Below are 14,410 nucleotides of genomic sequence, written 5' to 3' on the forward strand. Positions count from 1 at the left end.
AGCCAGGGCGATCCGCTGGCGCTGACCCCCGAGAGCCCGAGGCCGCGCTCGCCGATCACCGTGTCGTAGCCGTCGGGCATGGCGCTAATGAACTGGTGAGCATAGGATCGTTTCGCCGCGGCGATGACCGCGTCGCGGTTGGCGTGCCGGTTGCCGTAGGCGATGTTGTTGGCGATGGTGTCCTCGAAGAGGATCGTCTCCTGGATGACCATGCCGATCTGGCTGCGGAGGCTCCGCATCTGGACGTCGCGTAAGTCGTGGCCGTCGATCCGGATTGCACCGGATTCCACGTCCCAGAACCTCGTGAGGAGGCTCATCATGGTCGATTTGCCACAACCGTTGGGACCGACCAGGGCCACCGTCTCACCATGCCTCACGGAGAGGTTGATCCCTCGCAAGATCGGGTCGCGACCGTTGTAGCTGAATTCGACCTGATCGAATTCGATGGTCTTGTAGTGCCGCGGGAGCCGCGCGGCCTTGGGCTTGTCGGCGACCTGGGGTTGGCGGTCCATCAGCGAGCAAATTCGGTCGGCCGCGGCCGCCGCACGCTGGATCCGCGAGTGCACGTTGGCCATCTTCCGAACCGGGTCCGAGATCCCCGCGAGCGTCGCGTACAGATAGAGCAGGTCTTCGATCGCCATCCGATGCGAGGCGAGTTGAAGCTTGAAGAGGCCGAGGTCGAGGAAGATCGTGCCGTTCAAGACGAGATAAGAGCCGGCGAGCAGCGCGATCGAGACCGTCGACAACGCGAGCATCTCGAGCACCGGGTCGGAGAGTGCGTCGATGGTGGCGACCTTGACGCTCTTCTTGTACAGGCTCTTGGTCTCGAGGAAGAAGCGGCGCCGTTCGCGACGCTCCATCGTGAACGCCTTCACGACGACGATTCCCTGGAACGTCTCCTGCAAGATCTTGTAGATATTGGACATGCTCTCCAGGGAGCGCCGCACGGCCCGTTTCATGATCTGACCGGCGCGGTTGGCGGTCATCGCCGAGACGGGCACGAGCACCAGCGCCAGACAGGTGAGCCGCCAGTTCAACCAGAGCGCGATCGACAGGCAACTGATCGCCCGCAGGGGTTCGCGGATCACCTTGCTGAGCAGGGTGTTGAGCCCTTGCGCCAGCGAATCCATGTCGTTGGTGAACCGCGCGATCAATTCCGACGACCCCTGATCACTAAAATTCGAGAGGTCGAGCGCCAGGGTCCGGCGGAAGAAATGGTTGCGAATGTCGAAGAGGGTCAACTGCATCACGTCGGCCACGAGCACTTCCTGAAGGAACAGGAAGAGGCCCTTGATGGCGACCCCCGTGATGACCATGACCATCAGCAAGACCAGGGTCTGGAACCCCTTGGCGGGAAGGTAGCGGTCGATCTTCGGCTGAGCCCAGCGATAGGAATTGAGCCACCACGAGGTTTTGGAACGCTCGCTGAGCAACGAGGCCCGGCGGCCCTCCAGGGGATTCGCATCCGGCTCCAACGGTTGCAGCTCGGCGAATCGCTTCAACTCGTCGAGTCGAGCGCCCGCAACATGCTGTTCCGCCTGGCGGGATTGGAGAATGACCTGGTCTCGGTTCCCGGGACCCGGTTTGCCCTTCAACGCGATCCCGTCGTTGAAGGCGCGTTCCAACTCCTGGACGCTCTCGCGTTTGCGCTCGAAGTCCTTGTTGACGTTCACGAAGTGATCCTTCATGGCGACCCCGGTTGGGTCGGCCATTCCCTGGATCAGCTTGATCTCTTCGAGACGCGCGTCGAGGGCACGGACCTCGGTTTGTTGCGTGACGATTCGCTCGGCAATCCATTTCTGGCAATTCTCACTATAAAAGAGAATCTTCAGAAGGGGATAGACCGCGCTGATGTTGGCGCTCCACAACAGAGCCACCATCACGGCGCAGGCTAGGGATAGCCCGAACCGGACCCGATATGGCCAGGCGAATCGCACGAGGCGGGCAAAATTCTTCATGGTCGAGAATCGCCGAAGACGGGGTTACCCAATAGCCTCCATGCCATCCCCGACCCACGGTGAAGCGGGCCAAGGCGTTGGGCGACGGGATCATTTACCATCTGTCGGATGGCTTGGCAATGCGACTTCAACTCTTCGGCCACCATCTCAAAGAATCGGTCTAGGAAAGATCGCGAATTGGGGTTAGGATTCCAGGCGCGGACGTCCCTCCACTCACCGGACGGCCGGTTAACCGTCAGGGAGGACGGGGATGAAGGCACTCGCTCTGGTCGATGCACCAGAACACGTCTGCTGTCGCTATCGCCTTCGAGCCTTCGAGCCCGCGCTCGCCGAGGCGGGATGGTCGCTCACGTTGCGTGCCTTGGCACGTGGTGCCTTCCGACGCTGGTTTCAATTCGCGCAAGCCGCGGAATTCGACACCGTCCTCCTCCAGCGGAGACTCCTGCCCGGCTGGCAGCTCAGCGCGCTCCGCAAGCGTGCGCGGCATCTTGTCTTCGACTTTGACGACGCGGTCCTCTATCGCGATTCCTACGATCCGCGCGGTCCGCATTGTCGGAAGCGTGTGGTTCGATTCGCCCGCACCGTGCAATTCGCCGACACGGTCATCGCCGGGAACGACTTCCTGGCCGACTGTGCATTGAGGGCCGGGGCCCGTCCCGAGCGCGTGCGGGTGATCCCCACCTGCGTGGCGACCGAACAATACCGGCCTCGCGGCTCGGACGCAAACCGGGACGCGACTCGGCTCGACCTGGTCTGGATCGGCTCGTCGAGCACGCTCCAAGGCCTCGAGCAACAGCGACCCCTCTGGGAGCGGCTCGGGCGCGAGGTGCCCGGAATTCGGCTCCGGGTGATCTGTGACCGGTTCCCGACGTTCGCGGCGATTCCGGTGGTCGAGGTTCCCTGGAACGCGGCGACCGAGACCGCTGAGCTGGCGGCGGGCGACGTCGGAGTGACCTGGATTCCCGACGATCTCTGGAGCCGGGGCAAGTGCGGTCTGAAGACACTTCAGTACCAGGCGGCCGGTCTCCCCGTGATCGCCAATCCGGTCGGGGTCCACAACGAGATGGTGGTGCCCGGAGTCACCGGCTTGCTCGCGGCGACCGACGATGAGTGGGTGGAAGCCGCGAAGCGGTTGAGAAACGATCCGGGCCTACGCAGTCGGATGGGAGTGGGGGCGCGCTCCTCGGTCGAATCGGGCTACTCGGTTGGGGCTTGGGCCGAGACGTTCGTCGCCGCGATCGCCGAGTCGGGTTCGACCAACTCGACACGATCGGCAAGTACGGCAGGTCGTCGGGCCCAAGCGGAGCGTGAGTCTCGGCCTCATCGGGGGCCGTCCCGGAAATCCTTTGATTCCGAAAGAATCGGGCGCTGAGAGTATGCACTCTTACAACGCAACGATGGGCCACGACAGGGCGACTGGATGAGTTGGCTGTTCCGGAAAATTCCGAAGACGCCTCCCTCGGAGCGTCTCTTCGAACCGCCAGAATGGGATTGGGCCCAGGCGGATGACGTCGGTTGGTGGGTCCGCGCCGACTGGAAGCAGGCGTTGCTCGGCCCTCGTGGTTTGCGCCTCGAAGAGTGGCGGCGCAATGGCCAGCTCACGGTCGTCAAGACGGGACCGCATCGGGTCGTCTATCGCGCGGAGCTGCCCGAGGGGGCCGTCTACGTCAAGCACTTCCTGGTCCCCGGCCTGAGGGCGAAGCTGCGCCAGTGGGTCCGGCGCGGCAAGGGACGCAACGAAGGGCGGCGCACCCGCTATCTCGCAGCGATCGGTGTGACCACAATCACGCCGATTGCACTCGGCGAGCAGCGCAAGCGGTTCATCCTCTTCGAAAACTACTTGATCACGCATGCGATCCCCGAGACGCTCCCGCTCGACGAGTTCGTCGAACGCCGGCTCCCTCAAGAGCCCGCGCATCGGCAGGCGCGGATCCGTCGGAACCTCGCGGCCGCGCTCGGGACGCTCACGGCCCGGTTGCATGACGCCGGCTTCGTCCATCAGGACTTCCACCCGGGAAACATCCTGGTGCGGATGGAGGACGATGACGACCAGCCCCGACTCGCGATGATCGACCTCGATGCCTTGCGGGTCTGTCATCCCCTGTCCTGGCCGGAGGCCCAGGTCAACCTGGCGCTCTTGAATCACTACTTCTGGCTGCGCTGCGGCCGATCCGACCGGTATCGATTCTTCAAGACTTACCTGCGCGATCGGAACATCACGCCCCCCGACCCGGGCGCCTTCGCGCGCTCGATTGAGAGTGCGACCCGCGCCTGGGCCGAACGGCTCTGGCGACGTTGGGGCAAGCGCTGTCAGGGGAGCAATAAGTACTTCGCCAGCTATCGGGGTCACAATGCCTGGTCGATCGCGTCACGCGACCTCGATCCGGACATCGTCAAGGCGCTGCTTGAAGACCCCGACGCTCCCTTCTCCGATCGCGGCACGGTGATCCTCAAGCAGTCGCGGACCACCACCGTCGCGGAAACGACGCTCCTGGTTCAGGGCCGCCCCACCCGGGTGATCTACAAACGATTCAACAAAAGGGCGTGGATCGATCCCTATTTGACCTGGTTCCGTCCTTCGCGCGCCTGGCAGTCGTGGCAGGCGGGTCAGCACCTGGTGAGCCGCGCGATTCCGACCCCGCGCAACCTGGCGTTCATCGCCCGGCTGCGACCGTTCCTTCGCGATCCGGGCTCGTGGTATCTGCCCCACGAGACGTATCTGGTCACGATCAAGGAAGAACGTTCGATCACCCTGAGTGACTACGTTCATAAGGTCTTGCCGACTCTCGAGCCTGCCGAGCGTCGGACCCAGATCCGCCGCTTGACGCTGGCGCTGGCGAGCTTGCTCCGCAAGATGCATGAACGATCGCTCTCCGATCGCGACCTCAAAGCGTCGAACCTCTTAATTCTGGGCGACCCGTCGGCTCCCGAGATCGAGTTGAGCGTGATCGACCTGGTCGGAGTGCGCCTGCTTCATCCGTTGCCGAAGCACCGGCAGATCCAGAATTTGGCTCGCCTCTATCTGAGCTTGGCTGATGTGAAGGACCGCACCCGCACGGATGCGTTGCAGTTCCTTCGCGCCTACCTGCCCTGGGGCCTGACGCCGCATAACGATTGGAAGGGCTTCTGGCGTGCGATTGCACTCGCCAGCCAGACCAAGATCGAGCAGAACAAGCGGCGCGGCCGCGCCTTGTCGTAACGTAAGCTCACGTAACGAATTCAACTCCAATAGACTGACCCACCCGAGCGCAGAGGCAACCACGATGCAGGAGAGACAGCCCGTCTGGATGTATCTGATCCTTGCACTTTTGGTCAGCCTGGGCATCGTCGGCTGCGCGACGATGGGCGAGCAGTCTCAGTCACTGGTTCCCACCCAATACCGCACCCGAACCGGGCCGTATGCCGTCTTCTCCAACTTCCCGATCGCGGCCGACTCCTCGGCGATCCGCAGTCTCCACTCGCTGGAGAATGACGTCGAGGCCAACCTGGGGGTGAGGGTCAACGCCGACGAGCCGCCGGTCGAAGTCTACATTCTCAACGATCGCCAGAGTTTTAGTCATTTCCTCAAATTCTATTATCCTGAGCTTCCCCCTCGCCGCGCGTTTTTCCTCGCCCAGGGGACTCAACGGGTCGTCTTCACGTTCATGGGCGAACGTCTTGAGGAAGACCTCCGTCACGAAGCCACTCACGCGCTTTTGAATGTGGCGTACGGCGACCTGCCCCTCTGGCTCGACGAGGGTTTGGCCGAGTACTTCGAGGGGGCGGACAGCCAACGCGGTCTGAACAAAGAACATCTCGGCCGCCTTCCCAAGGACATGGCGGCCGGCTGGAAACCGGACATGGCCCGGCTGGAAACCTTGACCAGTGTGCGCCAGATGACGCCACGCGACTACCGCGAGTCGTGGGCCTGGGTCCACTACTTGCTGAATGGTCCCAACACGGGCAAGACGGTTTTGCTTTCCTACCTGGCTGACCTTCGGTCGGATCCGAAGGCCGCCAAATTGTCCGTCCGCCTGCGCGATGAAGACGGCAACGGCGCTCGAGTCTTGCTCGCCTACCTCGAGCGGATCCGCGACTTGCCCGTGGCGGTTCAGCCCACGTCGGACGCGACAACGGTCCGCCTCCAGGACAACACGCTCGAGCCCACACGCACCGCGGCCCCTCAACGGCGCAGTGTTTTCACCCGGATGCGTGCGTTCTTCGGCTTCTAGGCGGTCCCGCCAATGGCGTCGGGGATCACCGGCTTCTCCCGGATTAGGGTCGCCCTGTCAGGGTTCGGGGTATTGTCCCGGGCTGCTCCGTTGGGGCGAGCATCGTCGGGAACGTGCGCAGCTTGTTGATAAACTAACCCACAGCGGTTTGCTAATGCGTTGCGCGCATTTAGCCCCAACGGGGCGGCCCAAGGAAGCCCGGGGTAACGCCCCGGGAAATTAATATGTTTGTATTCGATAGCCCTGTAAGGGCGGCCTAAACTGGGCGATGGACCTGGGGTGATCGGTCTGGTTGGGGTGACCCGTTAGGCCGCCCCTACAGGGCTGGGAGCCTTGGTGGCCGAGTCCCCAGGTCGTTGCCCTGGGCTTCCATGGGCCGCCCCGTTGGGGCTGAAAACGAGCGACACGTGAACTTGTCAGGGCCGGTTGGGAAGGTCACGGCGGGATGGTGCCAACGCCGCTTGCTTCGAATCCTTTGGCTCGTATGCAATCATGGTAAACCGCTGTAAGCGATTGGTCCGGGGGCCTTCCTGGCCGCCGGACGGGTCATTTCTTGACCTTGATGGGGATCTGGTTGATCTTGGCGGCCAGGATGAAGTCATTCTCGGAGAGGCCGCCGATCGCGTGGGTCCAAAGCACGATCGTGACGTTGCGATAGCCTTCGAGGTGAAGGTCGGGGTGATGTCCGTCCAGTTCGGCCAGTTCGGCCACCTTGTTGAAAAAGTCGATGGCGGCCATGAAATTCTTGGCCGTCCAGGTGTGTTTGATCCGTGTCCCGTCGGCTGCGAGTTCCCAACCCTCAAGGTGAGTCAGGTAGGCTTTGGCCTCGTCGACGGGAACCGGTGGAATGCCCCCTTCGCAAGGGCTGCAGGTTTTGCGAACCAATTCGTCGGCCGTGAGCGTGCTCATGGGATGGTGCTCCGGAATTGTCGACACCGTGGTGCGATCCATTCGACTCGACCGATCAGAATAATATTATAGGCACACCACGTGCCGGAGTGGTTCGCAGAGCGCACGCGGCTCGATTCGATTACTGGAAACTTTCCTGGGCGTTGGGGAAAGCTCCTGAACCGACGTCGGCGACGTATTGGGCCGCCGCCTTGCGAATTTCATCGCCGAGCTCGGCGTAGCGGCGCACGAACCGGGGGCGAAACCCCTCGAAGAGGCCGAGTAAATCGGGCGTGACGAGGACCTGGCCATCGCAGCCGGCCCCGGCGCCGATCCCGATGGTTGGGATCGAGAGCTCCGCCGTGACCCGGGCGGCCACGTCGCTCGGGACGCACTCGAGGACCAGGGCAAACGCTCCGGCGTCCTCGACGGCATGGGCGTCGGCGAGGATCTCGTCGGCGTTCCGCTGCACTTTGAAGCCGCCGAGTCGGCGGATCGATTGGGGCGTGAGCCCGACATGGCCCACGATCGGGATGTCGGCCTCGACCAACGCGCGGATCGTCGCGGCGGATCGGCGACCCCCCTCGAGCTTGACGGCCCGACACTCGGTCTCCTTGAGGAATCGCCCCGCGGAGAGGATCGCCTGCTCAGGAGACGACTGGTAGCTCAGGAAGGGCATGTCCGCCACGACCAACGCGCGCTTCGCGGCGCGGGCGACCATCTCGACATGGTAGATCATCTGGTCGAGCGTGACTCGCAAGGTCGTGGTGTGCCCTTGCACCACCATGCCGAGCGTGTCACCTACCAGTAAGCAGTCGACCTCCGCCTGGTCGAGCAGGAGTGCGGTCGTATAGTCGTACGCCGTCAGTACGCTGATCTTGCGCCCTTGCTGTTTCCAGCGCGCGAAGTCGGGGGGTGTGACGGGAGATTCAGCGGGTGCCATCCAACTCATCCTGAGGATCGATTAAGACCGCGAGCAAGATGCCCGGCCGGTCCACTAGGACTTTGTATCGCCGTCGGATCGCCTCGTGCAAGGCCAAGCGGTTCGGGTCGTCCGTCGAAACGTCGGCGACGTAGCGGGCGCCTTGGATCCGATAGAACTCCACGAGGGCCAACGGTCCCTCCGAATCGAGCACATCTCCCCACTCGCCGGCGGCCCGTTTCGCGGCCGAGGCGGTGAACTCCATCCGGCATCCCCGGCGATCGCTCGCGAAGAGCAAGGCCTCGGGCGCGGCCACCCAGGCCGCTTGGGGCACGTTCGCCTGGATGGCGCGGGCGGCCTCGGCCAACGAGGACCACTCGACCGGTGTCTTCCAGGTCGACCAGGACTGAATCAGGGCCAGCCCCAGCAGCCCCGCGCCGGCGATTTCCCCGAACGCACGCCGTCGAACGATCAAATGGTCGAGTCCTTTTCCGACGCCGACGGCCATGACGGGCGCGAACATCAGCCAGTAGTACTCGTGGTGAAGCTTGCCGGCGAGCGCCGCCAGGGCGGCCAGGGTCGATGCCCCCCAGACCGTCCAGAGCCGGTCGCCGGCACGCGGAGGCCGCAGTCCCAGAAGCGCCAGAGCCAGGCCGAAGGGCGTGAACGACCGGAGGAGAAACCGGGCGACGTGAACCGCCGTCTCGGGCCGGAACAGGGCCGTTGGGATGAGGACTCGAAGCCAGATCGCCCCATTATCGGCCGAGGCCCGAGAACCGGCTCCGGCCGAGAGCAACGAGGCCGCATGCCAGTACCAGAGCAACGCCGGCACCATCAACGAGACCACGAGGGCGATTTTCCAAGACCAGCGCGGACGGAGGATCACCGTGACGAGTGGGATCAGAATCGAGGCCGCGACGATCTTGATCGCCAGCCCGGTCGCGATCAGAACGACGCCAAGGCCGAGCCAGAACAGACGGCCCCCCGCTTCATAATCGTCCCAACAACGCATCCCGGCGACGAGCAGGCCGATCATCAGCGCGTCCGGTTGAAACGAGCGCCCGTAGCGCACCGTGACCGGAAAGATGACGAAGGCCGCCAACGCCAACAGGGCCGGCCGACCACCGAGGCGACGCTTCGCCAGGCCATGAAGCCCCCAACCGCCCAGCGCAATCGCGAGCGCCGAGACCAGCCGCCCGGACGCCTCCAGAGGGAGGCCGGTCCGTCGTTGAAGGCTGGCCGCCGCGAGCGCATAGAGCGGAGGCTCGACGAGGAAGAGGTTTGGCAAGGGCGCTGTGTCGAGTTGGGGACGCAAGAACCCAGATCCCCGCGCCAGGTTTCGAGCCACCATGGCGGTCGGAATCTGCCGCCCCACGTAGTTCTCGACGATCGGTTGGTCGAGCTTGATCGCGCGGATGCCGACGGTCAGCAGCAGGACCCCGACCACCGCGAGCGATTCACGCGAGAACCACAAAGGGGCTGACCTCCTTGACCGTTTCGCCACCATCCCCCTGCCCGTTCACCAACAAGGGTGACGGTCGCGCATCGTATCGCCCCCCGGATCGGCCGGTCAAGCGGCCAAGTGAGGTGAGGCCGCCACGGAACGGCTCGTCCTCAAAAACCTCCAGAATAGTTTTGCTTCGCCGGCAGGGAAATGGCAGGATCAAGACGTTCGCCATCTCTGTTTTTTCTTTTCCATTCCATTTGTTTCGTGAGCGTGGTTTCGCGCGTGGATGAATCGCGACGCCGCGCGATCGTATCTGACTCGGGAGACGTGACATGCAAGTCCGTGACGTCCTGAAGTCCAAGGGCGGTCAGATCATCTCGATTCAACCCGAGGCGACCGTGACCGAAGCTATTGCGCGGATGGTTCAGAACAATATCGGCTCCTTGCCGATCGTCGACGCGGAAGACCACCTCATCGGGATCATCTCCGAACGCGACCTGCTTCGCGGTATCCACAACCACGGCGAGAAGATTTGCGGCAAGCACGTCGCGGAGTTCATGACGCGAGACCCTGTGACCTGCGAACTCGACGCCAACGTGAATGATGTCATGGGCCAAATGAGCGAGCGTCGCATCGCCAAAGTGCCGGTCCTCAGCGGCGCGAAGCTCGTCGGCATCGTTTCCGTCGGCGACGTGATCAAGGTCCTCTACGACACGGTGCAATCCGAGAACCAACATCTGATGTCGTACATCCACGGATCGATGTGATCGGTTTGCTGTTGGTAGATGAGCAGACGTTTGGTGTCACGGGTTCCGAGCTGGGAACCCGTGGTATCCAATTTTTCCCTGCCTTTCCGGTTCCCAACGACGCTCGGAGCGAAGTTCAGATCGTCGCGACCGTCCGCTCAGCCAAAGATCAACCCGCAACCCGCTCCGGGGTTGATCACCGCCCAAGCAATGGCTCTTCGACGAGCTGTCGGTGGGGCGGGCCGAAATCCGGAGGGAGCGGGCCGTTCCAGCGGCTGTAGACGGCCGTCATATCGGCGAGCCGAGCGCGAACCCTCGGGTCAAGTTGGCCCGACTGGAACCGCCACGCCCAGTTCCCCTTGGCAATGCCAGGAGTGTTCATTCGTCCCGAGCTGTCGAGTCCCAGGATATCTTGCAAGGGAATGATGACCGTATCGGCCACCGAGGCGAGCGCGATCCGGATCAGGTCCCAGTGAATTTCCGAGCCGTTGGTGCCGAGGTAGCGTAGCGCGAAGGCCCGCTCGGCCGCGATCTGCTCGGGCGTCTGGGTCGTTTCGATGTGCGACGTGTGAAACCAGCCGACCGAGGTCTCGTTGTCGTGGGTCCCGGTATAGGCGACGCAGTGGTTGACGTAGCGATGCGGCAGGTGGAGTTCGGTGCCGGGATCGCCGCCGAAGGCGAACTGGAGGACGCGCATTCCGGGCAGGTTGAAGCGGTCGCGCAGGACCTCGACTTCTGCAGTGATTTCCCCGAGGTCTTCGGCGATCAAGGGGAGCCCTTGGAGCCCGTCGCGGAGCGCCTCGAGGAACGCGATCCCCGGCCCTAACGCCCAGCGCCCGGTCGCGGCCGTCTCGGAATCGGCGGGCACCTCCCAGTAGGCCTCGAAGCCGCGAAAGTGGTCGAGACGAACGAGGTCGACGCGGTCGAGAACCGACTTCAAGCGGGAGATCCACCAGGCAAACCGCTCGCTGGCATGCGCCTCCCAGCGATAGAGCGGGTTACCCCAGAGTTGGCCCGTCTCGCTGAAATAATCGGGGGGAACGCCGGCAACGAACAGCGGTCGGCCGGTGGCGTCGAGTTGGAACAGGTCGGGGCGCGCCCAGACGTCGGCGCTGTCTTGGGCGACGAAGATCGGCAGGTCGCCAATCAGGTGGATGTGGTGCGCCGCGCATGCGGCACGCAGGGCGTTCCATTGCCGCGCGAACGCGAATTGCACGAACTTGTAGAAGAGGATCGACCGCTTGAGTTCACCGCGCCACCGCTCGATCGCGCTCGGCTCGCGTCTGACGAGGTCGGGCTCCCACTCATACCAGGCGGTCCCGCCGTTCGCCTCCTTCAGAGCCATGAAGAGGGCGTAGTCGCCGAGCCAGTCGGCGTTTTCGTGCAGGAACGACGCGAATTCCGGATGATGTGGCGAAAAGTGGCGGAACGCGCGACGGAGCAGCCGATCCTTGGCGTCCGCCACGGCGTCGAAGTCGATGTGAGCTTCGGGCAGGGCGGGATAATCGCCGAGATCGGCGGCCTCGAGCCAGCCCTCTTCGACCAGCAGGTCGGGGTTGATGAGCAACGGGTTGCCCGCGTGCGACGAGTACGATTGGTAGGGCGAGTTGCCAAAGCCGGTGGGACCCAGGGGGAGGATCTGCCACCAGCGCTGACCACTGTCGGCGAGGAAGCGGACGAATGCGTGCGCCTCCGGACCGAGATCGCCGATTCCGTAACGGCCAGGCAGCGAGGTCGGATGGAGTAAAACTCCGCTAGCTCTCGGGAGCCGCATAGAAAGGCGTTCCTCTACGGTGCTATCGGTCGGGTCGGCTCGAGGCCGAGACGCACCGGCCTCCGTGCGATTGTTCCGGTCGGATGAGAATTCAGTCGGTATCCGTTCCCCTGGCGTTGGATGGCCTTCAACCCGAGGCACTCGATCCGGCTCCGCCGGCCCGTCCAACGATCGGCGGGGCCCCACTGGATCACCTTGATCAGGAGCCGACCACCATAACGCGCCGCGATCGCTTCGGCCAAGCCGTTGCACGCCCGCCCTTGCGGATAGACCGGAACCCCCCGCGCCTCACGGCTCCAGGCGGTCAGGTCAAACCTTCGCCAGTCGTCCGGCCCGGGCGGTTGGAGATGAGCCTTGAGGTCGGGCGTCAACTCGTCCCACTGGGCCTCGTGCAAGAAGATGTCGGTACGCTCGACGTGGCTGGCATAGAGCGCGTGTCCGGGCCAGGCGTCGAGCCACCCGTCGCGCTCCCCCAGCGGCAGGATCACCGCAACCCAGAACAAAACGCGTGCCGGGAGCCCGAGCCATTTCTCGCTTTGGCTCCCCGCGCTCGCTTCCGGTGTCATCGGAAAACTCATCCCGAACAGGATCGCGATTTCGACCATCATCGCCCCGTTCCAGACCAGGACGATCGTGCTGTGGCGAAGCCCCCAAGGCCCGAGGATCCCGAGCAAGGCCGTATGGAGTACGAGCGCGGCGGCCAGCCCGATCCGCCGCGTCCTGGGAACGAGCAAGGCGACCGCCACGCCGATCTCCCAGAGCGGCATCGCCAGGATCGCCGCGATCCTCCCAGCGGCCGGCCACTGGGCGGGGTCAAGGCCGAACGGCCTGACGGCCGTGACCAGGAACAGGTTGCCCAACTCATTGCAGAAGGAGACGTCGAGTTTCGAGAACCCCGAGTAGAAATAGAGCGCTGCGAACCACCAACGGCAATACGTCAACGCACGCGCCGGGGTGAGGCAAACCAGGAGTAATCCGATCATCAAGAACTGATAAGCCCAAGGCTGGAACCGGTGCTGATCCTCAAGGATCAGCACCAGGAGGATTCCCAGTCCGAGCGTGAGCGAGGCCCTCCAGGCGACCCCCGCCGTCGCGAGTGCGACGGCGGCCAGGAGTGCGGCGAACGCGACGAACCCGATCGCGCCGGTGAGAGCGGGAAGCCCCGCGACGAACGGGACGCGTGGGAAGACGCCTCGATCGATCCAGAGGGGCCAGGAGAGGACCAGGATGACGAGCGTGGCGAGGCCAAGCGCGCCCCGTAGCCGGTCCCGGATCCTGTCGACGTCACTCGCCGCGTTGGTGAATCGGTCGATCCACCTCAAAGTTCCTGGGCCAGTGCGAGGATACCGCCCCCTTCACGCTTCAGCTTCCCCTGAGCGACGAGCGCGTCCCAGACTTCCGGAGGATGTCCGCCAGGGGGCGTGATGCCCCCGATTCTCGACGCCTTGCTGCCGATCCCCAAGCCCGACGCGTCGTCAAGCCTGGCGAGCTTGAGCCGTTTCTTGAACGCCTTGAAAGCCCGCTTGATCTCCTCTTCCGTGGCCATCGTCAGTGAACCCCTGAATCCGTTGGCAATCGACCGGGACCTCTCCAGGCCGAGCGTAGTCCAGCCCACCTGGGAACGCAAGAGAGCGAGGCGAAGCGTTGCGAACCGAATCAAGGGAGAAACTCCCCGATCGCGTTCCGGAACGCCGCCCCATCTTCAATATGAGGAATATGCCCCACGTTGGGCAAGACGACGAGCCGCGAACCTTGGATCAGGCTGGCCAACTCCTCCGCGACTCGCACCGGGTTCACCAGGTCGAGTGCGCCGGCGAGGACGAGGGTCGGGCTGCGGATGGCCTGCACCTGTTCCTTCGCTTCATGGACCGCCGCGGCATGGGCCTGGCGCGCGAACGCCTCCGCATCTTGCGGCCAGACGTTTCGCTCGGAAAATCGGACGAGCCCTTCCACTTGGGGCGCGTTCCGGTAAAAAGCAGGGGCCACGAGCCAGGGGAGGGTCGCCCGGGTGAACTCCGCCGGCTCGCTGCGCCGACGCAGGAAGACCCACGAGTCGATCACTGCTCTTCGCCAGGCGTCTGTGCCCGCGTGAGTCGACGCCAGCACGAGGTGCCGGACCTTCTCCGGGTGCCGGATCGCCAACTCCTGCGCCACCGCCCCACCGAGCGAGTGCCCGACGACATGCGCGGAGGGGAGACCGATCGCCTCGAAGAACCCGGCGACATCGTCCGCCAGATCGGCCGTCGTATACCCTGCCGTCGCCCGATCACTCCGGCCGGCGTCGCGCGCATCGAGTGCGATGGTTCGAAACCTGGCGCCGAAGTGTTTGATCGTCACACTGAACGATCGGTGATCGCCCCCCAGCCCACTGAGGAAGACCAGCGGTTCCCCCTGCCCCGCCTCCTCGTAAAACAGGTGCACCCCGTTCGCAAGGATCTCGGGCATTGTCGCGTCCTCCCCTTCA

General features: G+C 64.0%; 11 protein-coding genes and 1 pseudogene. 4 read left to right on the plus strand and 8 right to left on the minus strand.

What is annotated here, in order from left to right; translation table 11 throughout:
- Positions 1-9: 9 nt before the first annotated feature.
- Positions 10-1,958: pseudogene (locus tag BUS42_RS30355) on the minus strand (ABC transporter ATP-binding protein); the annotation flags it as partial.
- 250 nt (positions 1,959-2,208) lie between these two features.
- Between BUS42_RS30355 and BUS42_RS30360 the strand changes: the two are divergent.
- The 3 genes from BUS42_RS30360 (at position 2,209) to BUS42_RS30370 (ending at position 6,169) form a co-directional block, all read left to right on the plus strand.
- The gene (locus BUS42_RS30360) at positions 2,209-3,330 is read left to right on the plus strand and encodes a glycosyltransferase family protein (protein WP_074313316.1); all 1,122 of its coding nucleotides are present in this window, start codon (positions 2,209-2,211) and stop codon (positions 3,328-3,330) included.
- Between the two features lie 48 nt (positions 3,331-3,378).
- The gene (locus BUS42_RS30365) at positions 3,379-5,157 is read left to right on the plus strand and encodes a lipopolysaccharide kinase InaA family protein (protein WP_074313318.1); all 1,779 of its coding nucleotides are present in this window, start codon (positions 3,379-3,381) and stop codon (positions 5,155-5,157) included.
- A 64-nt stretch (positions 5,158-5,221) separates the two neighbouring features.
- Positions 5,222-6,169, plus strand: coding sequence for a DUF1570 domain-containing protein (locus BUS42_RS30370; RefSeq protein WP_074313329.1), 948 nt, complete (start codon positions 5,222-5,224; stop codon positions 6,167-6,169).
- Between the two features lie 546 nt (positions 6,170-6,715).
- Here BUS42_RS30370 and BUS42_RS30375 read toward each other — a convergent pair.
- The 3 genes from BUS42_RS30375 to BUS42_RS30385 form a co-directional block, all read right to left on the minus strand.
- The gene (locus tag BUS42_RS30375; RefSeq protein WP_074315501.1) at positions 6,716-7,078 is read right to left on the minus strand and encodes a 4a-hydroxytetrahydrobiopterin dehydratase; all 363 of its coding nucleotides are present in this window, start codon (positions 7,076-7,078) and stop codon (positions 6,716-6,718) included.
- Positions 7,079-7,199: 121 nt separating this feature from the next.
- A complete protein-coding gene (gene panB / locus BUS42_RS30380) occupies positions 7,200-8,000 on the minus strand; it encodes a 3-methyl-2-oxobutanoate hydroxymethyltransferase (RefSeq protein ID WP_074313331.1) in 801 nt (266 codons plus the stop codon).
- The gene (locus BUS42_RS30385) at positions 7,987-9,453 is read right to left on the minus strand and encodes an ArnT family glycosyltransferase (RefSeq protein ID WP_074313333.1); all 1,467 of its coding nucleotides are present in this window, start codon (positions 9,451-9,453) and stop codon (positions 7,987-7,989) included. Before BUS42_RS30385 ends, panB begins: the two co-directional genes overlap by 14 nt.
- A 305-nt stretch (positions 9,454-9,758) precedes the next feature.
- Between BUS42_RS30385 and BUS42_RS30395 the strand changes: the two genes are divergently transcribed.
- Positions 9,759-10,193 carry a CBS domain-containing protein gene (locus BUS42_RS30395; protein ID WP_074313337.1) on the plus strand — a complete coding sequence of 145 codons (435 nt, stop codon included), beginning with the start codon at positions 9,759-9,761 and terminating at the stop codon, positions 10,191-10,193.
- A gap of 175 nt (positions 10,194-10,368) precedes the next feature.
- Here BUS42_RS30395 and malQ read toward each other — a convergent pair whose 3' ends face one another.
- The 4 genes from malQ to BUS42_RS30415 are packed head-to-tail and all read right to left on the minus strand — an operon-like array spanning position 10,369 to position 14,391.
- Positions 10,369-12,048: a 4-alpha-glucanotransferase gene (gene malQ, locus BUS42_RS30400; RefSeq protein ID WP_256386228.1), complete on the minus strand. Its 1,680-nt coding sequence runs from the start codon at positions 12,046-12,048 to the stop codon at positions 10,369-10,371.
- On the minus strand, positions 11,961-13,268 hold the full coding sequence (locus tag BUS42_RS30405) for a MauE/DoxX family redox-associated membrane protein (protein ID WP_254053892.1): 1,308 nt from the start codon (positions 13,266-13,268) through the stop codon (positions 11,961-11,963). Before BUS42_RS30405 ends, malQ begins: the two co-directional genes overlap by 88 nt.
- On the minus strand, positions 13,265-13,606 hold the full coding sequence (locus tag BUS42_RS30410; RefSeq protein WP_254053893.1) for a hypothetical protein: 342 nt from the start codon (positions 13,604-13,606) through the stop codon (positions 13,265-13,267). Before BUS42_RS30410 ends, BUS42_RS30405 begins: the two co-directional genes overlap by 4 nt.
- Positions 13,603-14,391, minus strand: coding sequence for an alpha/beta fold hydrolase (locus BUS42_RS30415; RefSeq protein WP_074313341.1), 789 nt, complete (start codon positions 14,389-14,391; stop codon positions 13,603-13,605). Before BUS42_RS30415 ends, BUS42_RS30410 begins: the two co-directional genes overlap by 4 nt.
- Positions 14,392-14,410 lie beyond the last annotated feature (19 nt).

Origin of the sequence: Singulisphaera sp. GP187 (assembly GCF_900129635.1) — a bacterium.
Classification (GTDB): Bacteria; Planctomycetota; Planctomycetia; order Isosphaerales; family Isosphaeraceae; genus Singulisphaera.

Coding starts and splice junctions, on each gene's coding strand:
- BUS42_RS30360 (WP_074313316.1), top strand. CDS start 2,209: ATGAAGGCACTCGCTCTGGTCGATGCACCAGAACACGTCTGCTGTCGC.
- BUS42_RS30365 (WP_074313318.1), top strand. CDS start 3,379: ATGAGTTGGCTGTTCCGGAAAATTCCGAAGACGCCTCCCTCGGAGCGT.
- BUS42_RS30370 (WP_074313329.1), top strand. CDS start 5,222: ATGCAGGAGAGACAGCCCGTCTGGATGTATCTGATCCTTGCACTTTTG.
- BUS42_RS30375 (WP_074315501.1), bottom strand. CDS start 7,078: ATGAGCACGCTCACGGCCGACGAATTGGTTCGCAAAACCTGCAGCCCT.
- panB (WP_074313331.1), bottom strand. CDS start 8,000: ATGGCACCCGCTGAATCTCCCGTCACACCCCCCGACTTCGCGCGCTGG.
- BUS42_RS30395 (WP_074313337.1), top strand. CDS start 9,759: ATGCAAGTCCGTGACGTCCTGAAGTCCAAGGGCGGTCAGATCATCTCG.
- BUS42_RS30415 (WP_074313341.1), bottom strand. CDS start 14,391: ATGCCCGAGATCCTTGCGAACGGGGTGCACCTGTTTTACGAGGAGGCG.